Here is a 24879-nt window from a genome sequence, read left to right as displayed (position 1 = left end):
GACCGTATACGCAGAGTCACGAATTATGGTGATTCTTTCACTGAAAGTACCCATTTAGGGCACTGCCCCACGCTGCTCACAAGCTTCCCGTGCGTGATCTGGTACCCACGCTTCTCAGTCCCGGCTCCACATGGGGATGGCGGCGAGGTGGAGCCGTCCATCGCCCATCGTGATCACCAACAGGACAGGCATGTCCGATCAGCCGTTGGAAGGGTCGAGGAGGCACTCTTTAGCTCTCCTGACCTTCCGGAGGGCCGGACCAGGTGGCGCCCGGGAGCACTCTCAACCGCACGTCTTCCGCGCCGAGTTCGCCCACGCGGAGGGTGAAGACAGCGTCGTGCAGCGGGAGTTGAGCACGCAGGCAGGCGTAGACGACGGCAGCGGGCAGTCCCGGGTCCATGCCGTCGCCGGTCACCGTGGCCTCCACCACCCGCCCGCCGCGCAGCCCGAACAGAAACCGTCGCGCACTCTCCTCGGGACCTCGCATCCCTGAGGAACCCGGACCGTCGACCCAGTCCTGGGCGGCACCGTCGTACGGACCACACCGCCCACCCTCCACCCCGACACCGACAAGCAGGCGGCTCGGGTGGGCGGTCCGCTCTTCCCGTATCCAGCGCAGTGCAGTCGCCGTACGCGTGGCCGCACGGTGCGCCACCAGCACCGAGGCGCTGTCCCGGAATCGCGGGTCGTGCTCCTCCTCGTCGCAGGCCAAGTGGACGTACTCGCCGTCGTTCTCTTCCCGTGTCCCGGCCCCCGCTCCGGCCCCCGCTCCGGCCCCCGCCCCGGCCCCGGACCCGTCCAGGGCGGCGTACGGCCGACGGTCCACGGTCACCTGCTCGCCGTCGGGGTCGACGGTCGTGCGTACCTGCCAGGAGGTGACGGGGGCGGCGGGGGAGCTTGTCCGGGGTGGCCTCCTGGACGAGGGCGCGGGGCGGACCGGTTCCGGGAGGTTCAGCAGCCGGTACACGGCCGTACGGAGCCGGGCAAGCACAACTCCCCTTTCCGCGAAGGCCAGTTCGGCGACGGCGGACTCGGGTCCCGGGCCCGGCCGGTCGAACAGGGCGGTCAGCAGGGGCCGTGGGTCCTGTCCGGGCGGCAAACGCTGTGCGTGCTTGGCGAGTTCGGTCGCGGCTGTCCCGTCCACCGAGTCGTCGCCGAACGCCGCGAGCAGTACCGGCTTTCCCAGCGCCGCCGCGTACAGCGTCACCGACCCGTGGTCGCCCACCACCGCGTCGGCGCCGAGGAGTGCGGCACGCCACTCGTGGACGGGCGGTATCAGCATCAGGCCCGCGTCCAGGGCGGAGGCGAGCACCGTACTCAGGTGCAGTCCGCCGTGGGCCGACCAGACGTTGGGGTGGCTGATGAGGGCCAGTTGGTACGCGTCGTAGGGCAGGGCGGCGAGCAGGCGGCGTGGCAGTGCGGGGTCCCGGCCGAGCAGGGAGGTGCGGCCCCAGGTGGAGCTGAGGACGATCAGCCGCCGTCCCTCGCCCACCCCGAGCGCCCGCCGGTACGAGGCGGCGTACGGCAGGCCCGCCGAGAGCTCGTCGAAGCAGGGGTCGCCGATCATGAGGGTGTGCCCGGCCGCCCGAGGGTGCGCGGCCACGAGTTGGGCCTCCTGGTCCGGATGCGACACGGCGAGCCAGGCACGGCCGGAGGCCATGAGCGGCTCGGGCACGACGCCGGAGAGCCGGGTGCCCGGGGTCCGGGAGTCGGGCACCAGCTTCTGGAAGCCGATGCCGTGCGGCAGTATCAGGACTGGGCAGTCGCCCTCCGGCACGTCGATGTTCTCGCTGGCGGAGATGATCAAGTCGGGCTGGTCCTGGGCCAGTTGAGGCCACGGCATGACCCGGCAACCGGCGGTGTGGAGCAGCTCAAGGACGCCGTCGTTGAACGCGGAGCCCGGGTCGTAGGCGTACACGACCCCGATCCGGGGGTCGTCGCGCAGCAGAGGGGGCAGCGTTTCCAGGGCCCGTACGGTCGAGGTCACCGTCCGGGCGGCGACGACCAGCGTCCGTTCGACGGGGAAGGTGCTCCAGCGAGGGGCGTCGGCCCCCACCGGCACGCGGAGAAACGGACCGGGGCCACTACCGCTCACGGCCGCCCCGGACGTTTACCCAGCGACGGTCGCCTGGTACCTCACGGAGGTCATCGGCCGCACCCGCCGCAGCGCCGCCGCACACCGCCGACGCCGCGCCTCGCCAACCGCCAACACCCCACCCCGGGTTCGCGGTTCGCGGTTCGCGGTTCGCGGTTCGCGGTTCGCGGTTCGCGGTTCGCGGTTCGCGGTTCGCGGTTCGCGGTTCGCGGTTCGCGGTCATGGTCGCCTTAGCGGATCGAGGGGGTGGGGGCAAGGTTTCGGCTCAGGGCAGTGGCTCCCCGCGTGCGGTGATCCACAGTTCGTACCACTCCTCGTGGGTGAGCGGCGGGGTGCGCAGGGCGGCGTCGCGGCAGGCGTGGATGCGGGTGGGGTTGGCGGTGCCGATGACCGGGGCGATGTGGGCGGGGTGGCGTTGGAGCCACCACAGGAGGACGGTCTCGGGGGTGGTGTCGTACTGCTCGGCGAGGCGGAGCAGCAGTCGTGCCGTGGCCTGTTCCTCGGAGGTTTCCTGGCGGCCGGTGTAGCGGCCCTGGGCGAGCGGGCCCCAGGCCTGGAGGGCGATGTGGTGGGTGCGGCAGTACTCCAGGGTTCCGGCGGGGAAGCCGTTGCCGGTGGCAGCGGTGGTGTTGACGAGGACTCCGGACTCCACCCAGTCCCGGCGGGCCAGGCTCATCTCCAACTGGTTGGCCACCAGCGGGACTTCGGTGTGTTCCCGCAGGAGGGCGATCTGGGCGCCGTTCATGTTGGAGACGCCGAACCGCCGGACCAGGCCCTGCCGGTGCAGGGAGGTCAGCGCCGCGCCGAGGTCGGCGGGGTCGGCCAGGGGGTCGGGGCGGTGCAGGAGCAGGGCGTCGAGGTGGTCGGTGCGCAGCCGGGCCAGGCTCTCCTCGGTGCGGCGCAGCACGCTCGCGCCCCGCAGGTCGTAGTGGCCGGGCCGCTCGCCCTCGGCCAGACGGATCCCGCACTTGGTCTGCAGGAGGATGCGCTCCCGCAGTCCGGGCGTACGGGCGAGCACCTCGCCGAAGACCGCCTCGGACTTTCCGTGCCGGTAGATGTCGGCGAGGTCGAAGGCGGTGATGCCGCTGTCCAGGGCCGCCTGTACGGCGGCCTCGGCCTCGTCGATCTCGGCCGGGCCGTACGGGGTCCGGTCCCAGGCGCCGCCGAGCCCCATGCAGCCGTAGAGGATCCGGGGTGCGGCGGGGGTGACGGTGGCTGGGGTGCCGCGGCCGTCGTGGCCCTCGCGGCTGTCCGGGTTCGTCATGCCGTCACCCTATGGGCTGTGCCGCCTTCGCCTCGCGGGCCGCGCTCGGTACCCGGGCCCGCCGGGCTCATGTCCCGCTTGCGGTAAGGGACTTGGCGTAGCAGAGGCTGAGTTCGTGGAAGCGGTAGTGGCCGAACTTGGCGCAGGGCTCGTAGCCGCAGGAGACGTACAGGCCGATCGCCTCGGGCTGCAGGGTGCCGGTCTCCAGGACCATCCGGACGCGGCCCCGGGAGCGGGCGTCCTCCTCCAGGGCGGCGAGCAGCAGCCGGGACAGGCCGCGGCCGCGTGCCTCGGGCACCACGTACATGCGCTTGATCTCGGCGTCGCCGTCCGCGTAGCCGAGGTCGTTCTCGTCCTGGGAGCGCCAGCCGCCGGTGGCCAGCGGGGTGCCGTCCTCGTAGGCGACGAGGTAGAGCCCGAGCGGCGGCGCGAACATCCCGGGGTCCAGGGGCGTGACGTCGCCCTCGTCCTCGTAGCGCTCCTGGTACTCGAGCTGGACGCGGTCGTTGAGCTTGACGGCGTCGGGGTGGTCGAAGGCGACCTGACGTATGTCCAGACGTATATCCATGCGGAGTATCGTACTTCTATGCAGCGGCGAAGCCGGGGTGAGTGATCTACGGATCTACGGGGTGATATTTCGGGTGCCCGGGGGCGGGGACACAGTACGCCGGGGCGACGACAGGGGCGGGCGTTAGGGTTCCCGTCGTGCTGACAGTGACCTCTGTGAATGTGAACGGGCTGCGGGCCGCCGCCAAGAAGGGCTTCGTCGAGTGGCTCGCCGCGACCGAGTCGGACGTGGTGTGCCTCCAGGAGGTGCGCGCCGAGCCGGGGCAGCTGCCGCCGGAGGCAGGCGCTCCCGAGGGCTGGTTCGTGGTGCACGCCCCGGCCGCCGCGAAGGGGCGTGCGGGGGTCTCGCTGTACACCCGCCGGGAGCCGGACCGGGTGCGGATCGGGTTCGGGTCCGAGGAGTTCGACACCAGCGGGCGGTACGTGGAGGCGGACCTGCCGGGCGTGACGGTGGCCAGTCTCTACCTGCCCTCCGGGGAGGTGGACACCCCGCGCCAGGACGAGAAGGTCCGGTTCATGGCCGAGTTCCGCGCCCATCTCGACGCGCTGCGGGTACGTGCCGCCGCCGACGGCCGTGAGGTCCTGGTCTGCGGCGACTGGAACATCGCGCACCGCGAGGCGGACCTGAAGAACTGGCGGGCCAACCGCAAGAACTCCGGCTTCCTGCCCGAGGAGCGGGAGTGGCTCGACGGCGTCTTCGGCGAGGGGGGCTACGTGGACGTGATGCGGCGGCTGCACCCCGACGTCGACGGTCCCTACAGCTGGTGGTCCTACCGCGGCCAGGCCTTCGACCGGGACACCGGCTGGCGCATCGACTACCACGTGGCCACCGAGGGCCTCGCCGCCCGCGCCCTCAAGGGGCGGGTGGAGCGCGCCGCCACGCACGCCGAGCGGTGGTCCGACCACGCGCCGGTGACGGTTACGTACGGGAGCTGAGTGCCGGGGCCGGAGTGCCGGGGGCGAGGTGCCAGGGCCGGGGTGCCAGGGCCGGGGTGCCGGGCGCGGGCCCCGGGGCTCGGCCCGCTACTTGCTCCGTCGTGTCCGCTTCACCGGCTTCTCCAGGCTGGCCGCCTTCTCCCGCCCGCCCGGCTTTTCCCGCCTGCCGCCCGCCTTCACGGGCCTCTCCGGCTCCACCCGCTGCTCGGGTTCCGCCCGCCCGCCGTCGGCCTCCCGCCGCTTGAGCTGTTCCTCGGCGAAGCGGCGGTCCATCGCCATGGAGAGTTCCGCCTCGACGACGGACTTCGCCACCGGGCGCAGGCGCTGGACCTCCTCCAGGGAGGTGTGGGCCAGGCCGAGGTCGGCGAAGAGGGCGACCAGGGCGTCGGCGTGGACGCGTACGGCGCGGGCGGTGGCCAGGATGTCGGCCAGCGGGATGCCGGTACGGACGAGCTCCGAGGAGAGGTCGAGCAGGCGGCGGCTCACGTGGACGAACTCGGTGCCCGAGGTGGCCACGTAGCCGAGGTCCATGGCGGCGGTGAGGTTCTCCGGGCTGATCTCGCCCTCGAAGTACGTGGCGAGTTCCTCGGGGGTGAGGCGGACCGGTGTCTCCTCGGTGGGGGCGCCGAGGCCGAGCAGGTCGCCCACGTCGCGGCCGGCGTCGAAGGCGGCGGCGAGGTCGGCGATGCCGCTGAGCGTGTGGCCGCGTTCGAGCAGGGCCGCGATGGTGCGCAGGCGCAGCAGGTGCCGCTCGTCGTACCAGGCGATGCGGCCCTCGCGGCGCGGGGGCGGAATCAGCCTGCGCTCGCGGTAGAAGCGCAGGGTGCGGACGGTGATCCCCGCCTCCTCGGCCAGCTCTTCCATCCGGTACTGCCGCTCTTCCATCGCCATCCCCGCAGCCTAAGTGAGCCCTTGTGAAGCCCGCGCCCGTGCCGGACGACCCCGGATTCCGGTGGGAACCGCAGTCGTCGTACCGGCGGTAACTTTTATCAGCCGGACCCCTACCCATCAGTTAACTTCTGCCTTACGCTCCGATTGTGCCAGCGGTTACTGGCAGCTTTGTGGGGCGGCGAGGAGGAGCCGATGAGCGAGCATCAGCGTGAGCACGTACGGGTGGCAGTGATCGGTTCCGGCTTCGGCGGGCTCGGTGCCGCGGTGCGGCTGCGGCGCGAGGGCATCACGGACTTCGTGGTCCTGGAGCGCGCGGGCGCGGTCGGCGGCACCTGGCGCGACAACAGCTACCCGGGCTGCGCCTGCGACGTGCCCTCGCACCTGTACTCCTTCTCCTTCGCGCCGAACCCGGACTGGCCGCGCACCTTCTCCGGCCAGGAGCACATCTGGGAGTACCTGGAGTACGTGGCCGACGTCTTCCGGCTGCGCCCCCACATCCGTCTCAACACCGAGCTGAAGCTGGCCCGTTGGGACAACGAGAACCTGTGGTGGGAGCTGGAGACCTCCAGCGGCACGCTCACCGCGGACGTGGTCGTCTCGGCCACCGGACCGCTCTCCGACCCCAAGATCCCGGATGTCCCCGGCCTGGACACCTTCCCCGGCAAGGTCTTCCACTCCGCGCAGTGGGACCACGACTTCGAGCTGCGCAACAAGCGCGTGGCCATGATCGGCACCGGAGCCTCGGCGATCCAGATCGTGCCCGCGATCCAGCCGGACGTCGCCCAGCTGACCCTCTTCCAGCGCACCCCGGCCTGGGTGATGCCGCGGATGGACCGCAGGATCACCGGCGTCGAGCGCTGGCTGCACCGCCAGTTGCCCGCGAGCACCAAGCTGCGCCGCGGCGTCCTGTGGGGCATCCGCGAGCTCCAGGTGCAGGCGTTCACCAAGCGCCCGAACGAACTCGGCCTGATCGAGAACCTCGCCAAGGCGAACATCGGCCGCGCCGTGAAGGACCCGGTACTGCGCCGCAAGCTCACCCCGGACTACCGCATCGGCTGCAAGCGCATCCTGCTGTCCAACACCTACTATCCGGCCCTGGCCAGCCCGAACGTCGACGTGGTCGACTCCGGTCTGAGCGAGGTGCGCGGCTCCACGCTGGTCGGCGCGGACGGCAGCGAGGCCGAGGTCGACGCGATCATCTTCGGTACCGGCTTCCACGTCACCGACATGCCGATCGCCGACCGGGTGGTGGGCGCCGACGGCCGCACCCTGACGGAGAACTGGGCCGAGCACGGCCAGGCCTCGCTGCGCGGCGCGACCGCCACCGGGTTCCCCAACTGGATGACGATCATCGGCCCGAACACCGGCCTCGGGAACTCCTCGATGATCCTCATGATCGAGTCCCAGCTGAACTACATGGCCGACTATCTGCGCCAGCTCGACGTCCTCGGCGGCCGGGCCGCCTTCGACGCCCGCCCGCAGGCCGTCGAGGCGTGGAACGCGTCCGTGCAGCGGCGCATGGAGCGCACCGTCTGGAACACCGGCGGCTGCGTCAGCTGGTACCTGGACGCCTCCGGCCGCAACACCACCATCTGGCCGGGCACCACCACCGAGTTCCGCAACGCCACCCGGCGGGTGGACCTCGCCGAGTACGCCGTGATCCGCCCGTCCGCGAAGCCCGCAGCGGTCGAGGGCGGCAAGGGCGGGTCGGCGCGAGGCAAGCGTTCCCGTACGACGAAGAAGCAGGAGGCCGCCGCATGAGCCGCGACGCGCAGCGCACCGTTGGACCGCGGGTGCCCGAGCCGGTGCGCCGGGTGACGGCCCTGTCGGCCGACGGCGCGACGCTCCACGCCGAGGTCTTCGGCCCCGAGGGCGCGCCCACCGTGGTCCTCGTCCACGGCTGGACCTGTTCCATCGCCTTCTGGAACGAGCAGATCCGCGACCTCGCCCGCGACCACCGGGTGATCGCCTACGACCAGCGCGGTCACGGCGGCAGCCCGCACGTGCCCGGCGGCTACACCCCCGACACCCTCGCCGACGACCTGGAAGCCGTCCTGCGGACGACCCTCGCGCCGGGCGAGCGGGCCGTGCTCGTCGGACACTCCATGGGCGGCATGACGATCATGGCGGCCAGCCGGCGGCCCGCCGTGCGCGAGCACGCCGCGGCGGTGGTGCTCGCCAGCACCGGCTTCACCGATCTGCCGCGGAACTCGACCGTGATCGTCATGCCCAAGGGCCGCGTACACACCTTCCTGACCAGGCAGATTCTCACCTCGCGGCTGCCGCTCGGCCCGGTCACACCGGTGACCAAGGCCGCCCTGCGGTACGCCACCATGGGCCCGGGAACGTCCCGCGAGCGGATCGACACCTGCGCCCGGATCGTGCACGCCTGCCCGACCAAGGCCCGCCACGCCTGGGGCGCCATGATGAGTACCCTGGATCTCACCGCGAACGTACGGGCCATGAACGTGCCCACCGCCGTGATCGCCGGTCACGCGGACCGGCTCACCCCGATGGTCAACGCCCGGGGCCTGGTGGCCACCCTGCCCAACTGCGTCGGTCTCCTCGAACTCACCGGCGTCGGCCACATGTCGCCCGTGGAGGCGCCCGAGGCCGTCAACGACCGTATCCGTGACATCACCACCGAGTACCTGCCTTCCAAGGAGGCCGCCGCATGAGCCGCAGAAGTCTGGACGGACAGGTCGCCGTCGTCACCGGAGCCGCCCGCGGTGTCGGCGAGCTGCTCGCCCGCAAGCTCTCCGCCCGCGGCGCCAAGATCGCGCTGGTCGGCCTGGAGGAGGAGGAGCTGAAGCGGGTCGCCGGACGGCTCCACACCGACGCCGACCACTGGTACGCGGACGTCACCGACCACGTACAGATGGCGCGGGTGGCCGAGCAGGTCAAGGAGCGCTTCGGCCGGGTCGACATCGTGGTGGCCAACGCCGGTGTGGCCAGCGGCGGCACCTTCGTCAGCTCGGACCCCGAGTCCTGGCGCCGGGTGATCGAGGTCAACCTGATCGGCTCCGCCGTCACCGGCCGCGCCTTCCTGCCCGCGCTCACCGAGAGCCGCGGCTACCTGCTGCAGATCGCCTCGCTCGCCGCGATCACGCCCGCCCCGCTGATGTCCGCGTACTGCGCCTCCAAGTCGGGTGTCGAGGCCTACGCGCACTGCCTGCGCGCCGAGGTCGCGAGCAAGGGCGTCAAGGTGGGCGTGGGCTACCTGTCCTGGACGGACACCGACATGGTGCGCGGCGCCGACCGCGACGACGTGATGCGCGAGATGCGGCAGACGCTGCCCTGGCCCGCCAACAAGACGTACCCGCTCGGCCCCGCCGTCGACCGGATCGTCACCGGCATCGAGAAGCGCGCCCCGCACGTCTACGCCCAGTGGTGGCTGCGCGGCATGCAGTCCATCCGCGGCTATCTGCCGTCGGTGCTCGGCGTCGCGGCCCCCTACCGGCTGCGCGCCTTCGAGGACAAGCTCGACAGTGTGTCGCTCGGCCTGGTCGGCGCGGGCGGCGAGGCCGACGAGAAGGCGCGGACGAGCGGGTCCGCGCGCTGAGAGGTCCAACAGACGCGCTGAGAGGTCCAACAGAATGGGGCCCGGCGGGGTGATGCCGCCCCGCCCGTGAGGCGTGGAAGCCGTGGCTGCTGTGGGGGCGGTCGCGGCTTCCGCCGTTTGTGGGGCGGTCCGGCCTTCGCCAGCTCCCTCCAGCTCCTTCAACTCCCTTGATCTGTACGGTGGATGGGCAGGGTGCGGAGCCGCCCCCGCTGATCGAAATGCGTGATATGTCCATTCGTGAAAACCTGGTCGGGCCCGAGTACCGACCAGCGGGAGTGACACAGATGGGCATCAGGGAGCAGTTCAGGGACAAGGCGGAGCGGCTTGCCGCCCAGGGCAAGCAGCACATGCACGAGGCGCGGGAGAAGGCCGCGGGCCGTCCGGCGGAGCGCGGTGGCGAGGAGGCGCAGGGGCGCCCGGAGCAGCGCGAGGAACACAGTCAGCGGGCCGCGGAGCGCGAGCGGCCGTGAGCCGCGGGGCGTGAGCCCGTACGAGACTCGTGCGTGACTCGTACGCGACTCGTACGCGAGGGCGCACCCGGATCGCCGGGTGTGCCCTTCGTCGTGTCCGGACCTCCCAACCGTCCTCGCGGGTCGGCCGTCCGTCCTTACGGGGCGGCCGTCCCTGCGGGTCAACTGTCCTTGCGGGCGGGGAGTTTGGGGCGGCGGCGGTCGGGGACGGCGCTGTAGTCGGGGGGTGAGGCGGCGGAGTCCTTGGCGAGCAGGTCGAGGGCGACCCAGACCGCGTCGTCGAGCTGGGCGTGGTGGCCCTCGGCCCAGTCCATCGGGGTGCGCAGGGCCTCGATGTCGGGCTCCACGCCGTGGTTCTCGATGGACCATCCGTACGCGTCGAACCACGCGGCGTTCATCGGCACCGTGATCACGCTGCCGTCGCCGAGCCGGTGGCGCCCGGTCATCCCGACCACGCCGCCCCAGGTACGGCTGCCGACCACCGGGCCGAGGCCGAGCAGCTTGAACACGGCGGTGATCATGTCGCCGTCGGAGGAGGTGGCCTCGTCGGCCAGGGCGACGATCGGGCCGCGCGGGGCGTTGGAGGCGTAGGAGACCGGCTGGGCGTTACGGGTCAGGTCCCAGCCGAGGATCGTCCGGGTCAGCTTCTCCACCACCAGCTCGCTGATGTGCCCGCCCGCGTTGCCCCGTACGTCGACGATCAGGGCCGGGCGGGACACCTCCATACGGAGGTCCCGGTTGAACTGCGCCCAGCCCGAGCCGCCCATGTCGGGGATGTGCAGATAGCCGCACTTGCCGCCGCTCAACTCCCGTACCACTTCCCGGCGTTTGGCCACCCAGTCCTGGTAGCGCAGCGGCCGTTCGTCGACCAGCGGGACCACCGCGATACGCCGCGCGCGGCCGCCCCCCTCCTCCGGGCGGAACGTCAGCTCGACGGTGGTGCCGCCCGCCGCCGCGAGCAGCGGGTAGGGCCCGGCGACCGGGTCCACCGGGCGGCCGTCGACATGGGTGAGCGCGGAACCCTCGCGGATTCCGGTACCGGCCAGCGGGGAGCGGGCCTTGGAGTCGGAGGACTCGCCGGGCAGGATCCGGCTCACGATCCAGTCGTCGTCGCGCGCCACCAGGTTGGCGCCGAGCAGGCCGATCGCGCGCTGGTAGTGCGGCGGCCCCTCGTTGCGGCGGGCGGGCGAGACATAGGCGTGCGAGGTGCCGAGTTCGCCGAGCACCTCGCGCAGCAGATCCGCGAACTCGTCCGGCGAGGCGACGCGTTCGACCAGCGGCCGGTACTGATCGAGCACCGCGGGCCAGTCGATGCCGCACATGTCCGGCTCCCAGAAGTACTCCCGGATGATCCGGCCCGCCTCGTCGAAGGCCTGGCGCCACTCCGCGGGCGGGTGCACCTCGTGCATGATGCGGCGCAGGTCGATCCAGACGGTGGAGTCAGGGTCGCCCGGGTCGACGGCGGACACCGAGCGCAACTCGCCCTCGTCCAGCACCACCAGCCGGGTGCCGTCGCCGCTGACCGCGAACCAGTCGAGATGGCCCGGGAGTTCACGCTTGCTGGACTTGCTCAGGCTGAAGTGCTCCAGGGTCGGCCGGCCCGAGGTGTCGGTCGGGTTCACGAAGGTCTCGCCGAGCGCCCCGGAGATCGGCCAGCGCAGCCAGACCAGACCGCCGCCGGTCACCGCGCTCAACGCCGAGTACTTGGACGCGGCCACCGGGAACGGCACCACCCGGTTCTCCAGGCCCTCGACCTCCACGTGCACCGTGCCGTCGCCCACCGCCGCGCCGCCGAGATCGAGGCCGCCCGCCACCGGACGCCCGTCGGGGGACAGCGCGAACGGCGACATGGTCGCGGAGGACAGCGGTACCAGGTACGGACGGCAGCCCAGCGGGAAGGACAGGTCGCCGGTGTGCACGTCGTAGACGGGGTCGAAGCCGCGCCAGGAGAGGAAGGCGAGGAACCGGCCGTCACTGGTGAAGACCGGATTCTCGTCCTCGAAGCGGCCGTTGGTCACATCGACGATCGTGCGGTCCTTGATCCGCGCCATCTTGATCTGCCGCAGCGAACGCCCGATCCCCGGATGCGACCACGTCAGCCACGCCCCGTCCGGAGAGAAGGCCAGATCGCGTACGGGGCCGTTGATGGAGCGGATCAACTCGGTTACGGGGGTGGGGGGTTGAGGGGGTGGGGGTGGCGGGGTTGCCGGGTCGGGGGGCGGGGCCGGGTTCGGGTCCGAGGTGGGAGCGGAGGTGGAGGTGGAGGTGGCCGGGTCCGGGGGAGTGGTGGTCGGGGGTTCGTCGGTCCCTGGTTGGTCGGTCCCGGGATCGCTGCTTCCCGGATCGCCGGTCTCGGGATCGCCGGTCCCAGGATCGCCGGTCCCAGGATCGCCGGTCCCGGGATCGCCGGTCCCAGGATCGTCCGTACCGGGATTGCCGGTCCCGGGACGCCCGCTCCCAGGACCACCACTCCCCGCCTCCCCGCTCCCACCCCCCTCGCTCGTACTGCCACTCCCCGCCCCTCCACCGCCCGCCTCATCACTCCCCGCCTCTTCGCTCCCGGCCCCTCCGTCCCCCGACCCCCCGCCCAACTCCCCCACCCCCACGACCATTTCCTCCCCCTGCACCTCCGCCGAGGTCTCCACAAGGAGCAGCCTGCCGTCGTTGGTGGCGACGGCGAGGCGTTCGCCGGTGGGGTCGGAGACCATCTCCACGACACGGCCGAGCTCGCCCGTGGCGAGCCTGCGGGGCGGCCAGTCGCCGGTGGCCCGGGGCAGGAAGGAGATCTCGATGGACTCCTCGCCGCCCGCGTCGGTGACGTAGGCGATCTGGCCCTCGTCGCCGAGCATTTCCGGGAGCCGGACCCGTACGCCGGGGATGTCGGAGATGCTGCGCGCCGGTCCGTCGCGGTGCGTGAGCCAGTACAGGCTGCCGCGTACGGTCACCGCGCTGGCGCGGCCGGTGGTGTCCACGGCGAGGGAGTCCACGTGCAGCGCGGCGGGCACCTGGTAGCTGCGGCGTCCGGCGCGCGGGCCGCCGAGGCGGATGTCCAGGCGGCGGGGGCGGGAGTCGGCGGTCAGCTCGTCGACCAGCCAGATGTCGCCCGCGCACTGGTAGACCACGCGGTGTCCGTCCGAGGCGGCGTTGCGGGCGTAGAAGGCGTCGTGGTCGGTGTGCCGGAGCAGATCGCTGCCGTCGGGCAGGACCGAGTACAGATTGCCGATGCCCTCGTGGTCGGAGAGGAAGGCGATCCGGCCGCCGACGAACATCGGCGCCTCCAGATGGCCGTCCAGGGAGGGCAGCAGCCGCTGGCCGTGCAGCCACAGGCGGCCCATGGCGCCGCCGCGGTAGCGCTTCCAGGCGGCGGGCTCGTGCGGGGGCTTCCCGGTGAGCAGGAGGGTTTTCTCCTCGCCGTCCAGCTCGCTGATCGCGATGTCGGAGACCGGGCCCCAGGGGAGTTTGCCGCCGGGGGAGCCGTCGGTGGGCACCTTGTAGGCCCAGGCGAAGTAGGAGAAGGGCTGGCCGTGCGAGGAGAGGGCGAGGATCTCGCCCTGCGGGGTCCAGCCGCAGACCCGGGTGTCGACGCTTCCCCAGTAGCTGAGCCGCCGGGCCGGGCCGCCGGCCACCGGCACCACATGGATCTCCGGGTCGAGACTGCGCCAGGTGGTGAAGGCGAGGTGGGCGCCGTCCGGCGAGAAGCGCGGGTGGCTGACCTTGGTCCGGTCGACGGTCAGCCGCCAGGCGCGGCCGGCGGGCGCGCCCTCGGCGGTGAGCGGGGCGAGCCACAGGTCGTCCTCGGTGGCGAAGCACAGCAGGTCGCCGCTGAGGTGCGGAAAGCGCAGGTAGCCCGGCGTGTTCTCGGCGCGGGCCGCGGTCTCGTCGGTGGCGTCGCTCACCCAACCATGCTTTGCCCCGGGCCGGGGACCGGCAACTCGTACCGGCGCGCGGGAGCAGTGGAGGAGCACGTGAGTGAGCTCACCTCGAATCCCCCTCGAAACGATTTCGTTTCGCTGGGAGTCGGACGTACAGTCTTTGTGTACGAAACCGTTTCGTTCAGTTCAAGATCGGAAGTGCGCGCCCCGCGACACGCGATCAGGAGTTCCTGATCGGTGCCGAGCGACAGGGGCCCGCACACCCGCCGGTCCGGCTGAACGCCGATGAAGCAGGAGGTGAGAACGGTGACAGCGGAAACAGCGGAGACAGTTCCTGCCCCGTCCCGCCGCAGCCGGATCACACCGGAGCGCGAGGCCGAGCTCTACGGCGCCGTGCTCGACCTGCTGCGGGAAGTCGGCTACGACGCCCTGACCATGGACGCCGTCGCCGCCCGCACCCGTTCCAGCAAGGCCACCCTCTACCGCCAGTGGGGGAACAAGGCCGAGCTGGTCGTCAAGGCCCTGAGGCACCGGCAGCCGGCGCATCTGCAGGGCATCGACACCGGGAGCCTGCGGGGCGACTTCCACGAGATGGTGGAGATGGAGGACGACTGCCGACTGGAGGAGGACGGCGCGCTCATGCGTGGCCTCTCGGTGGCGGTCCACGACAATCCCGATCTGCACAGCGCCATGCGCGAGCAGTTGATCGACCCGGAGATCTCCGGCCTCGACCAACTCCTCCAACGGGCGGTGGACCGGGGTGAGGTGCGTGCGGACAATCCGGCGCTGCCGTACGTGATCCACATGCTGATCGGTGCCTTCGTCGCCCGTGATCTCGTCGACGTCAAGCCCGTCGACAGGGCCTTCCTCCGTGACTACGTCGACTCCGTGATCCTCCCCGTTCTCGGCGTCTGACTCCGTCCAGACCCTTCCAGTCCACCCCCGACACCCCCGAACCGCGCGGCCTCCCCACCGCGCACCACCCGTCGACTCGCTCCTGTCGCCGGGATGATCACCCCTGCCCTGCTGGATATCGACTGACCGGGAGTGCACCTCCGTGGCCACCTATCTGTACAAACTCGGCCGGCTGGCCTTCCGGCGCCGGCATGTCTTCGCCCTGATCTGGGCGGCCCTGCTCGCTGTCGCCATCGTCGGCGCCGCGAAGGCCCCCGCCCCCGGCGACTCCGCCTTCTCCATTCCGGGTACGGAGGCCCAGCGCGCCTTCGACCTGCTCGAAGAGCGCGCACCCGGCTCCAGCCCCGACGGGGCGACCGCGCGCGTGGTCTTCCAGGCGCCGTCCGGAGAGAAGGTGACGGCCCAGGAGAACAAGACGGCCATCGCCGAAACCGTCAAGAAGCTGGGCTCCGGCTCGGAGGTCGCTTCCGCCACCGACCCGTTCGCGGGCGGCGGCGTGAGCAAGGACGGCAGCACCGCCTACACCGCGGTGACCTACAAGGTCACCAGCATGGAGCTCGAGGACTCCTCGAAGGAGACCCTCGAGAAGACGGTGGAGGACGCGCGCGAGTCCGGAATGAAGGTCGAGGTCGGCGGTGACGCCCTCCAGGCCGAACCGCACACCGGCAGCGCCGAGATCATCGGTATCGCCATCGCCGCGGTCGTCCTGGTGATCACCCTCGGCTCGCTGATCGCGGCCGGTCTGCCGCTGATCACCGCGCTCATCGGCGTCGGCGCGGGTGTCTCCGCGATCGCCGCGCTGTCCGACCCGCTGAACCTGGACTCCACCACCTCCACGCTGGCCACGATGATCGGCCTGGCGGTCGGTATCGACTACGCGCTGTTCATCGTCTCCCGCTATCGCGCCGAACTCGCAGAGGGGCGCGACAAGGAGGACGCGGCCGGACGGGCCGTCGGCACCGCGGGCTCCGCGGTCGTCTTCGCCGGTCTGACCGTGATCATCGCCCTGGTCGGCCTGGCCGTGGTGAACATCCCGCTGCTCACCAAGATGGGCGCGGCGGCGGCCGGTACGGTCGCCATCGCCGTCCTGATCGCGCTCACCCTGATCCCGGCGCTGCTCGGATACGCCCGCAAGCGGGTCCGGCCGGCCGGCGAGAAGGCCAGGTGGCTCGGTGGCGGCCGGAAGAAGAAGGACGGGCCCGCCAAGGAGAACGGCGGCACCCGCTGGGCCCGCTTCGTGGTCCGTCGCCCGCTGACCGTGCTGCTCATCGGCATCATCGGACTCGGTGCGGCCGCGGCGCCCGTCGCCTCGCTCCAACTGGGCCTGCCGGACGACGGCTACCAGCCGACCGACACCACCCAGCGCAAGGCCTACGACATGATCACCGAGGGCTTCGGCCCCGGTTACAACGGCCCGCTGATGCTGGTCGCCGACGTCAAGGGCGCCGACGACCCGAAGGGCGCCGTCGCCGACGTCGCGGCCAAGGTCAAGGGCATGGACGGCGTCGAGGCGCTGACCAAGCCGGTGTTCGTCGACAAGGCGGGCGACACCGCGATGATCACCGTGGTGCCGGACTACAAGCCCAGCAGCAAGGACACCGAGGACCTGGTCCACTCCATCCGCGACGAGGCCTCCGGCATCAAGGCGGACAACGGCGCGGACATCATGGTCACCGGCGCCACCGGCATGAACATCGACGTCTCGCAGAAGCTGGACGACGCACTGGTGCCCTATCTGGCACTGGTCGTGGGCCTGGCCTTCCTGCTCCTGATGATCGTGTTCCGCTCGGTCCTTGTCCCGCTGAAGGCGGCCCTCGGCTTCCTGCTCTCCGTACTCGCGGCGCTCGGCGCCGTGGTCGCGGTCTTCCAGTGGGGCTGGGCGGGATCGCTGTTCGGCGTCGAGGAGACCGGCCCGATCATGTCGATGATGCCGATCTTCATGGTGGGTGTCGTCTTCGGTCTCGCGATGGACTACGAGGTCTTCCTCGTGACCCGGATGCGGGAGGCCTTCGTCCACGGCGAGGAGCCGAAGGAAGCGATCGTCACCGGCTTCAAGTACGGGGCCCGGGTGGTCACCGCCGCCGCGGTCATCATGATCGCCGTGTTCGCCGGATTCATCGGCTCCACGGAACAGATGATCAAGATGATCGGCTTCGGTCTCGCGATCGCCGTCTTCTTCGACGCCTTCGTCGTCCGAATGGCCATCGTGCCCGCGGTCCTGGCACTGCTCGGCCGCGCGGCCTGGTGGCTGCCGAAGTGGCTGGGCAAGGTCCTGCCGAACGTGGACGTCGAGGGCGAGGGCCTGCGCACGGAATCGGGCGAGGGTCGTGGCCAGGACGATCCCGACGAGGAGAAGGAGCTCGTACGGGCCTGACGGCCGGGTCCGCCCGCCCGGCGGACCGAGCTGAGCGGCCGGGACCGTCGTAGGGCAGGCAGGTCCCGGCCCCGCACCGCCCGTGGGGACGGGGACGGTGCGGGACACGAGGAACCCGGTGACAGTGCTGCGGCACTGGCACCGGGTTCCGTCGTTCGTGCGGGGACTTTCCCACGCCGGATGGGGCCAATGAGGTTGTGTCCGGCGGGCGTTCCAGCGAGGTGGGCGGGCACATGTCGCGGGCACATGCACAATCCCCTGGTTCCCGACCGGTCCGCGATCAGTCCTCGCCTTGGTTCCTCGACTGTTCCTCGGCCGGTCTTCGGTCAGGCGTGGCCCGAGTTATCCGGCCGCGGGCAGCGAGGGAGTTCTTGAATGCGCAAGACGGGGAAAAAGGTCGCGATTGCCGGTACGTCGTGGCTCGCGGCCGCTTTCGTACTGTGGCCGTCGGCCGGCTCCGCGGTCCCCGACGAGAACTGCTTCGATCGCCGCACGCAGCCGTACACCTCCGTCGTGGACGGACATCTGCACTTCCGGCCCTTCGGCGGCGAGGCGGTTCCCTTCAAGGAGATGGTGAGTTACCTGAAGAAGAGCGGTGTCCGGCACGCCACCGTCTTCGGAATCGGGCAGCGCCTTCCGGTGGACTCACCCTGTACCTATTACCTGGACTGTCCCGGGACTCCGGTGCTGCCCAGCCTGAAGAACGACTTCGCCAATGCCGAGAGCGTCGTCGAGTTCAAACCGAAGGATGTCGACCTGGCCCTGTCGATGACCTTCCCGGACCTGGCCCACCCGGAATCCGTCCCGGCCGGAATGCGCTCCCTGGACAAGGAGTACCCCGGAATGTTCCGGTGGATGGGCGAGGTCAACCTCATCAAGCAGGCCATTCTGCCCAATCGGCACGAACCGGCGGACAGCGAGGACATCCGGCGCTGGGCGCCGTTCATGCGTGAACTGCGCGAGCGCGGTTTTCCGCTCACCATTCACTCGGACCTTGGAAGCAACGAGAATCCGACGCGGTACCTGCATCTGATGCGTGAGGTCCTCAAGCTCTACCCGGACAACAAAATCGTCTGGGCGCACATGGGCCTTTCGAAGGAGCTGACCGCGATGGACCCCGATGAGCACATCGGCATCCTGAAAGAACTCCTGGCCGAGTACCCCCGTCTCACGCTCGACCTCAGCTGGCGCGTCCTGGAGGACGAGTACTTCTCGAAGCCCGGCGTACGCGCGAAATACGCCGCTTTCCTCGACGCCCACCCCACCCGGGCGATTCCGGGAACGGACTTCGTGGCCTCCCGGAAGAAGAGCTACGAGGTCTACGAGGAAGAGCTCCGCGTGACGAGCCGTATCAACCGTGAACTCGGTGACGAGGCATTCCGTGACATCGCACTCGGGCAGAACTATTTCAATCTGCTGGGGAACGGGAAATCGGCTCCGGAGATCTGCAAGGTCTGAGAACTGCAAGGTCCGAGGTCTGCAATGTCTGCAAGGCCTGAGAGCTGACTTGCGCGCGTTCCCGGAATCGAGCGTCTGAGTTCTGTGCGCTCCGGGATCGGCGAGTCCTGGGCCGGGCCCGGCCGCGATGCGCGTCGGGCCCGGCCCGGTGCGTGCCGGGCGTCCTGCCCGGCCCGGTGTCAGCGCAGGATCGGAGTCGCCGCCGGATAGGTCAGGCGCAGGAAGCGGACCAGGGCCGCGATGTCGAACTGGACCATGGCCACGGTGTGGTCGTTGTGCCGCTCGACCACGGCCTGTACGCGACCGCAGGGCCAGACCCGGAAGTCGCCGCTGTCGACGGGGCCGCGCAGCCCGCGTTCCAGGAGTTCGCGGGGGAAGACCCAGTCGTCGATGCCCTCGCCGGGGTGGCCCCGGAAGCTGAGCCGTATGTCGCCGTGGCCGGGGCCCGGCTCGGCGCCGGGGGCCGGTTCGAAGCGGAGGGTGACCGGGACGGAACGGCCGTCCTCGGCGGAGTCCGTGACGATGCGGGCTCGGAGGTTCTTCTTTATCGCCTGGGGCATCGGTACGGCTCCTCGTTGTGCCGTCGTCGTGCTGGTGGCCTTGTCGGTACGCCGCCGCGGTCCGTCCCCGGACTCCGGCGGTCGGTCTTCGCGCGTCGATCCGCGCTGCGAGCCGCGCGGCCACGGGGGGACGGAAGCCGGTGGCCCGGAACCCGTACCCCCGCAGTCACATCCTCCAATGTCGCATATCACCCGATATCCACTCCACTCCGGACCGATTCACCCCTGCCTTCTACCCCTCCCGCCCCGCTGTTGCCCTCCCGTCTTCTCCCCTTCTCCCGCCGCCTCCCCTCCCGTGGCCCTCGCCCGTTACTCCCTTGCTCCGCTCGGTACCTTTCTGTGTCCGACGCGCTCTTGCGAACCCTTCGCAACAAGGCCGTATCATCGAACGGTTCGCCGACCGGGTGCCTCAGGGCCCGTCCCCACCGCAGTGGTCCCCCTGGTCCGGCGCGGCGAACGGGTTCGAGTCCCCAGAACCAGCTCCCCAAAAACGGCGGTCCGCGCGCCCATCCCCGGGCCCGTGTGCCCGCCGCCCTCGCTGCCGGAAGCGGTGTCGCATGCACGTCCCCGACGGATTCATCAATGCCCCTGTCTCCGCCGCCACCGGCGTCGTCGCCGTGGCGGCCGTGGCCGTCTCGCTGCGCGGAGCGCGGCGCGAACTCGCCGGTTCCGGCGCGGGCCTGAGCCTCGGCGCCGAGCGCACGGCGCCGCTCGCCGGACTCGTCGCGGCCTTCATCTTCGCCGTGCAGATGCTGAACTTCCCGGTCGCGGCGGGCACCAGCGGCCATCTCCTCGGCGGCGCGCTCGCGGCGATACTCGTCGGCCCGTACACCGGAATCCTCTGTGTCTCGGTCGTCCTGCTGATGCAGGGCCTGCTCTTCGCGGACGGCGGGCTGACCGCGCTCGGCGTGAACATCACCAACATGGCGCTGGTCACCGTCGTGGTCGCCTACGCGGTCTTCCGCGGCCTGGTGAAGCTGCTGCCGCGCGGCCGCCGCTCGATCACCGTCGCCGCCTTCCTCGGCGCCCTGCTCTCGGTGCCCGCCGCGGCCCTCGGCTTCACGCTCATGTACGCGCTCGGCGGCACCACCGACGTCTCGCTCGGCAAGGTCGCGGGCGCCATGGTCGGCGTGCACGTACTGATCGGCATCGGCGAGGCGGCGATCACCGCGGCCACCGTCGGCGCCGTCATCGCGGTACGCCCCGACCTGGTGTACGGGGCCCGTGGCCTGCACACGCCGCTCAAGCTGCGCGTGGACGGCGAACTCGTCGACGCCGCCGCGCCCGCCCCGGAGCCCGTCGCCGCCCGCTCGCCCCGCAAGTTCTGGCTCACCGGCCTCGCGGCCTCGCTCCTGCTCGCCGGAGTCGTCAGCTTCTACGCCTCCGCGCACCCCGACGGCCTGGAGAAGGTCGCCGCCGACAAGGGCTTCGACAAGAAGGCCGAGGAGCACGACATCGCCGACTCGCCGCTCGCCGAGTACGGCATCAGCGGCATCGACAACACCCGCCTGTCCGGCGGCCTCGCGGGCGTGATCGGCGTGGGCGGCACCGTCCTGGTCGGCAGCGGGATCTTCTGGGCCGTACGCAAGCGCCGCGGCCAGGACACGGGACCCGCGGACACCGCCGGGGCCACGCAGCGCGAAGCGGCCTGACATGGGTGCGGGACACGCGCACGCGCTCTACCGGGCGGGGCACTCGCCCGTGCACCGGCTGCCCCCGCACTGCAAACTCCTGGCCGTCCTCGGCTTCGTCCTCGTCGTGGTCTCCACGCCGCGCACCGCCGTGTGGGCCTTCGCGCTGTACGCGGTGCTGCTCGGCGCGGTCGCCGCGCTCGCCCGTATCCCGGCCGGATTCCTGCTGCGGCGGCTGCTCATCGAGGTGCCGTTCGTCGCCTTCGCGCTGCTGCTGCCGTTCGTCGCCGAAGGCGAACGCACCGAGGTGCTCGGCATCTCGCTCAGCGTGAACGGCCTGTGGGGCGCCTGGAACGTACTGGCCAAGGGCACCCTCGGCGTCGGCGCCTCCGTCCTGCTCGCCGCGACCACCGAACTGCGCGCGATCCTGCTGGGTCTCCAGCGCCTGAAGCTGCCGCCGCTGCTCGTCCAGATCGCCACGTTCATGCTCCGCTACGGCGAGGTGATCACCGACGAGATGCGCCGGATGCGCCTGGCCCGCCTCTCCCGCGGATTCGAGGCCCGGGGCGTACGGCACTGGGGCGTCCTCGCGAAGTCGGCGGGCGCCCTGTTCATCCGCTCCTACGAGCGCGGCGAACGCGTCCACCTGGCCATGCTCAGCCGCGGCTACACCGGCACGATGCCGGTGATCGACCAGGTCACGGCCTCCCGTACGCAATGGTCGTACGCGCTCGCGCTGCCCGCCGCGGCCCTGGTGGTCTGCGTCCTCGGGTGGACGCTGTGACGGCGGAGGACTCCGCGCCCGAGCGGGCTGTGAGCCGCGGAACACCCCCTGGCGACCGCGCGCCCGCGTCTGCTGGGATGGAGGGTGTGACCACCGCACCGCAGTCCCCGGACGCGCCGCAGTCCCCGGATACACCGCAGTCCCCGGGCGTCCCGCCGTCGCTGGAAGTGACGAAGCTGGCCTTCGCCTACCCGGACGGCCACCAGGCCCTGTTCGGCGTCGACCTGGCCCTTGCCCGAGGCGAACGCGTCGCCCTGCTCGGCCCCAACGGCGCGGGCAAGACCACCCTCGTCCTGCACCTCAACGGCATTCTCGGCGGTGGCCACGGCCAGGTGAAGGTCGCGGGCCTCCCGGTGGACCGCGCCAACATGGCCGAGATCCGCCGCCGCGTCGGCATCGTCTTCCAGGACCCGGACGACCAGCTCTTCATGCCCACCGTCCGCGAGGACGTCGCCTTCGGCCCCGCCGCGGCCGGACTCAAGGGCGCCGAGCTGGAGGACCGGGTGCGCGAGGCGCTGACCCGGGTCGGCATGCAGGACTACGCCGACCGCCCGCCGCACCACCTCTCCTTCGGCCAGCGCCGCCGCGTCGCGGTCGCCACCGTCCTCGCGATGCGCCCGGAGATCCTCGTCCTGGACGAGCCCAGCTCCAACCTCGACCCGGCCGCCCGCCGCGAACTCGCCGACGTACTGCGGGACTTGGACGTCACCGTCCTGATGGTCACGCACGACCTCCCGTACGCACTCGAACTGTGCCCGCGCTCGGTCGTCCTCAGCGAGGGCGTCATCGCCGCCGACGGCCCCACCGCCGACCTCCTCGCCGACGAGGACCTGATGCGCGCCCACCGCCTGGAACTCCCCTTCGGCTTCGACCCGAGGAGCGTGCGCCGGTGAGCGCCGAGCAGGCGCCGACGGTCCACGGCACGGTAGCCCCCGGCTGGGAGCCGGTCCGCGAGATCTTCGCCCGCAACTTCCGGATGTACGGGGAGCGCGGCGCCGCCGTAACGGTGTACCGGCACGGGCGGCCGGTGGTCGATCTCTTCGGCGGCGTACGGGACTTCGACGGCGTACGGGACTTCGACGGCGAAGGCGAGGCCGCGGCGCCCTGGGAACACGGCACCGCGCAGATCGTCCGCTCGGCGACCAAGGGCGTCGCCGCGGCCGTCCTCCTCGCCCTCGCCGAACGCGGACACCTCGACCTCGACGCCCCGGTCGCCGCCTACTGGCCCGAGTTCAAGGCCGCGGGCAAACAGCACACCCTGGTACGCCACGTCCTCGCGCACCGCACCGGCATCGTCGTCCTCGACCCGCCGCTGACCCCCGCCGAGGCCGCCGACCCCGAACTCGGCGCCGCCGCCGTCGCGGCCCAGCGCCCCGCCTGGGAGCCCGGCACCGACCACGGCTACCAGGCCCAGACGTTCAGCTGGCTGACCGGCGAACTGGTCAGGCGGGTCACGGGAGTTGGCATCGGCGACTGGATCGCCGAGCACTTCGCGGCGCCGCTCGGACTCGACCTGTGGGTGGGGATGCCCCACGCGGAGCAGCACCGAGCCGGACGGATCGGCCCGGTCGAGGCCCCCGAGGGCGGCGGCGGCCTGAAACTGCGCCCCCGCCGCAACGTCTCGGCCGCCTACCAGGACCCCACCAGCCTCACCCGCCGCTCCTTCGGCGCCATCGCCCCTCACCCGGACGAGAACGACCCCGCCTACCGCGCGTCCTGCCTCCCCGCCTCGGGCGGCATCGCCACGGCTCCGGCGCTGGCGCGCTTCTACGCGGCGCTGATCGGAGAGGTGCCCGCCACCCCTACCCCGGACGGCGAACTCCCCGGCTCCGCAAGGCTGTTGAGCCCCGAGACGGTCGACCTGGCCCGCGCCGAGGCCTCCGCGGGCCCGGACCGCGTCCTGGTGGTCAACACCCGCTTCGGCCTCGGCTACATGCTCCACGGCCCGGCCGCACCCCTCCTCGACACCGGCTCCTTCGGCCACCCGGGCCGCGGCGGCGCCCTCGGCTTCGCGGACCCCGAACACGGCATCGCCTTCGGGTACGTAACCAACGGGCTCCAGAAGGGAGTTACCGCCGATCCGCGCGCGCAGGCGTTGGTGCGGGCGGTGCGAGGGGTGCTGGACGCGGCGGCGGGCTGAGGCCAGGGCCCGCAGCCCGCGGCTCACCGCCTGCTGCCGGGTGACGGCTCACCGTTCCTCGCTCAGTGCTTGACCGTGATCACGACGGTCGAGGCGACCTTGTCGTGCAGACACTGGCGGTACGGCTTGTCCCAGGTGCACCACAGCACGTTGAACAGGCCACCGAACGGGACGATCGCGAGGACGAGCGGGAACACGAAGCGGGCGAAGGCCGCCCCCAGGGTGACGCGGTTGCCGTCGTCGCGGCAGACGCGCAGCCCGCACATCCGCTTGCCCAGGGTGCAGCCGTACCGCCACAGCGACAGCGGCTCGTACGTCAGGAAGCCGATGACCAGGGCCGTGAGCATGACGGCCAGGGTGAGGTGCGAAGCCGTGTCGCCGCCGTCGACGATGCCGAGCAGAAACGGCAACGCGAAGACCCCGTAGACGAGCATGAGTCCCGCGATGAGCACGATGCCGTCGACGATCCGCGCCCCGAGACGCACGCCCTGCGACGCCAACCGCACGGGCCCGGCCGCGAGTTGTACGACGTCCGGGTCGTAGTTGTAGCCGTAGCCGTGCGCGTAACCCGGGCCGTATCCCGGGCCGTATCCGGGGGCGGCAGGGGCGTAGTGCTGTTGTCCCCAGCCCGGTTGCGGTGCTCCGTAGCCGTAGGGCGGTGCTCCGGGCGGGCCGGGTATGCCGTGGTTCATCGGCGGCTGCCCGGGCGGCCCAGGCTGCGGTGACGCGGGCCAGGAGCCGAACGTATGCGGGGGGTGCGAAGGGATGTGGTCGTTGCTCATGGCTGTAGTCAATCACCGTGCAAACTCTGGGTAGTTGGTGGGTCACTCTTCGGTACATGTCCAGGCGGCGCGCCTCTCGCCCGGGAGTTCGGCCGGGAGTTCAGCTGGGGTTCAGAAGGGGGAGTCGAGTCGGTATCCGCCGGTTTCCGGTCCTGTTTCCTCGTCGTTGTCGCCGCAGGCGTCGCCATCTTCGCCGTCTTCGTGGTCCTCGCCGAGGCCCAAGTCGAAGTCGTACGTGGGCAGTCGGGCGCCCCGGCTCTCGGCGACCCGGTGTACGTCCCGCAGGGACTCGCTCATCCGGGCCAGCGTGAAACGGAGTTGCTCCCTGGTCGCGTCGCCTTCCGTGAGCAGGTCTGTCGCGTAGTCCAAGAGGTCTTCCGCCATGTCGAGTTGGAGGCCTTCGATGGTGTCGGCCAGGCGGGAGACGACGCCCGCCCCGTCGCCGGAGAGGTAACAGGGCCTGCCGCCCTCGGCGGTCCAGGGGAGCAGGCGGATGGTGTGGTCGTGCATGGCGGCGGCCTTCCCGATGCCCGTGGCCGGGCATCACTTTCTGTGATGTTTCACTCACAGTGTCGGGT

Annotated in this window: 19 protein-coding genes and 1 pseudogene; 12 read left to right on the top strand and 8 right to left on the bottom strand. The window is 71.2% G+C overall.

Annotation, left to right across the window (positions count from 1 at the left end; genetic code table 11):
* Positions 1-229 precede the first annotated feature (229 nt).
* From HUT18_RS12630 to HUT18_RS12620, 3 genes are all read right to left on the bottom strand, one after another.
* On the bottom strand, positions 230-2062 hold the full coding sequence (locus HUT18_RS12630) for a hypothetical protein (RefSeq protein WP_176100490.1): 1833 nt from the start codon (positions 2060-2062) through the stop codon (positions 230-232).
* A gap of 298 nt (positions 2063-2360) precedes the next feature.
* A complete protein-coding gene (locus HUT18_RS12625) occupies positions 2361-3359 on the bottom strand; it encodes an aldo/keto reductase family oxidoreductase (RefSeq protein ID WP_254878559.1) in 999 nt (332 codons plus the stop codon).
* Between the two features lie 67 nt (positions 3360-3426).
* Positions 3427-3927, bottom strand: coding sequence for a GNAT family N-acetyltransferase (locus HUT18_RS12620; protein ID WP_176100489.1), 501 nt, complete (start codon positions 3925-3927; stop codon positions 3427-3429).
* Positions 3928-4064: 137 nt separating this feature from the next.
* On the opposite strand from HUT18_RS12620, the gene HUT18_RS12615 reads away from it, so the two are divergent.
* Positions 4065-4862 carry an exodeoxyribonuclease III gene (locus HUT18_RS12615; protein ID WP_176100487.1) on the top strand — a complete coding sequence of 266 codons (798 nt, stop codon included), beginning with the start codon at positions 4065-4067 and terminating at the stop codon, positions 4860-4862.
* Between the two features lie 87 nt (positions 4863-4949).
* Here the strand turns inward: HUT18_RS12615 and HUT18_RS12610 are convergent, their stop codons facing one another.
* Positions 4950-5726: a MerR family transcriptional regulator gene (locus tag HUT18_RS12610; RefSeq protein ID WP_254878988.1), complete on the bottom strand. Its 777-nt coding sequence runs from the start codon at positions 5724-5726 to the stop codon at positions 4950-4952.
* A 219-nt stretch (positions 5727-5945) separates the two neighbouring features.
* Between HUT18_RS12610 and HUT18_RS12605 the strand changes: the two genes are divergently transcribed.
* The 4 genes from HUT18_RS12605 (at position 5946) to HUT18_RS12590 (ending at position 9785) form a co-directional block, all read left to right on the top strand.
* The gene (locus HUT18_RS12605; RefSeq protein WP_176100485.1) at positions 5946-7514 is read left to right on the top strand and encodes an NAD(P)/FAD-dependent oxidoreductase; all 1569 of its coding nucleotides are present in this window, start codon (positions 5946-5948) and stop codon (positions 7512-7514) included.
* Positions 7511-8431, top strand: a complete 921-nt coding sequence (locus HUT18_RS12600; RefSeq protein ID WP_176100483.1) for an alpha/beta fold hydrolase — start codon at positions 7511-7513, stop codon at positions 8429-8431. Before HUT18_RS12605 ends, HUT18_RS12600 begins: the two co-directional genes overlap by 4 nt.
* On the top strand, positions 8428-9315 hold the full coding sequence (locus HUT18_RS12595) for an SDR family oxidoreductase (protein WP_176100481.1): 888 nt from the start codon (positions 8428-8430) through the stop codon (positions 9313-9315). Before HUT18_RS12600 ends, HUT18_RS12595 begins: the two co-directional genes overlap by 4 nt.
* Positions 9316-9599: 284 nt before the next feature.
* Entirely contained in the window at positions 9600-9785 is a 186-nt protein-coding gene (locus HUT18_RS12590; RefSeq protein WP_176100479.1) for a hypothetical protein, read from the top strand.
* A gap of 161 nt (positions 9786-9946) precedes the next feature.
* On the opposite strand, the gene HUT18_RS12585 is transcribed toward HUT18_RS12590, so the two are convergent.
* The gene (locus HUT18_RS12585; RefSeq protein ID WP_254878558.1) at positions 9947-13681 is read right to left on the bottom strand and encodes a S41 family peptidase; all 3735 of its coding nucleotides are present in this window, start codon (positions 13679-13681) and stop codon (positions 9947-9949) included.
* 282 nt (positions 13682-13963) lie between these two features.
* Here HUT18_RS12585 and HUT18_RS12580 point away from each other — a divergent pair, with 282 nt between their 5' ends.
* From HUT18_RS12580 to HUT18_RS12570, 3 genes are all read left to right on the top strand, one after another.
* The gene (locus tag HUT18_RS12580) at positions 13964-14572 is read left to right on the top strand and encodes a TetR/AcrR family transcriptional regulator (RefSeq protein ID WP_254878557.1); all 609 of its coding nucleotides are present in this window, start codon (positions 13964-13966) and stop codon (positions 14570-14572) included.
* A gap of 142 nt (positions 14573-14714) precedes the next feature.
* Positions 14715-16946: an MMPL family transporter gene (locus HUT18_RS12575; protein ID WP_176100476.1), complete on the top strand. Its 2232-nt coding sequence runs from the start codon at positions 14715-14717 to the stop codon at positions 16944-16946.
* 375 nt (positions 16947-17321) lie between these two features.
* Positions 17322-18404 carry an amidohydrolase family protein gene (locus tag HUT18_RS12570; protein WP_176100474.1) on the top strand — a complete coding sequence of 361 codons (1083 nt, stop codon included), beginning with the start codon at positions 17322-17324 and terminating at the stop codon, positions 18402-18404.
* 179 nt (positions 18405-18583) lie between these two features.
* On the opposite strand, the gene HUT18_RS12565 is transcribed toward HUT18_RS12570, so the two are convergent.
* Positions 18584-18964: an SsgA family sporulation/cell division regulator gene (locus HUT18_RS12565; RefSeq protein ID WP_176100472.1), complete on the bottom strand. Its 381-nt coding sequence runs from the start codon at positions 18962-18964 to the stop codon at positions 18584-18586.
* Positions 18965-19521: 557 nt separating this feature from the next.
* On the opposite strand from HUT18_RS12565, the gene HUT18_RS12560 reads away from it, so the two are divergent.
* The 4 genes from HUT18_RS12560 (at position 19522) to HUT18_RS12545 (ending at position 23519) form a co-directional block, all read left to right on the top strand.
* Complete coding sequence (locus HUT18_RS12560) at positions 19522-20616, top strand: energy-coupling factor ABC transporter permease (protein WP_176100470.1); 1095 nt, start codon at positions 19522-19524, stop codon at positions 20614-20616.
* A gap of 1 nt (position 20617) precedes the next feature.
* Positions 20618-21379 (top strand): cobalt ECF transporter T component CbiQ, encoded by a 762-nt coding sequence (gene cbiQ, locus HUT18_RS12555; protein WP_176100468.1) that lies wholly within the window; start codon positions 20618-20620, stop codon positions 21377-21379.
* Positions 21380-21456: 77 nt separating this feature from the next.
* A complete protein-coding gene (locus tag HUT18_RS12550; protein WP_176100466.1) occupies positions 21457-22272 on the top strand; it encodes an energy-coupling factor ABC transporter ATP-binding protein in 816 nt (271 codons plus the stop codon).
* A complete protein-coding gene (locus HUT18_RS12545; RefSeq protein WP_254878556.1) occupies positions 22269-23519 on the top strand; it encodes a serine hydrolase domain-containing protein in 1251 nt (416 codons plus the stop codon). Before HUT18_RS12550 ends, HUT18_RS12545 begins: the two co-directional genes overlap by 4 nt.
* Before the next feature lie 62 nt (positions 23520-23581).
* Here the strand turns inward: HUT18_RS12545 and HUT18_RS12540 are convergent, their stop codons facing one another.
* Entirely contained in the window at positions 23582-24301 is a 720-nt protein-coding gene (locus HUT18_RS12540) for an RDD family protein (protein WP_176100464.1), read from the bottom strand.
* A 240-nt stretch (positions 24302-24541) separates the two neighbouring features.
* Positions 24542-24811 (bottom strand): annotated as a pseudogene (locus HUT18_RS12535) (hypothetical protein); the annotation flags it as partial.
* Between the last annotated feature and the right edge of the window lie 68 nt (positions 24812-24879).

Origin of the sequence: Streptomyces sp. NA04227 (assembly GCF_013364195.1) — a bacterium.
In the GTDB taxonomy this organism is placed as follows: domain Bacteria; phylum Actinomycetota; class Actinomycetes; order Streptomycetales; family Streptomycetaceae; genus Streptomyces.
The sequence above is the reverse complement of the archived record's forward strand: the minus strand, read 5'-3'. Positions and strand labels throughout refer to the sequence as shown.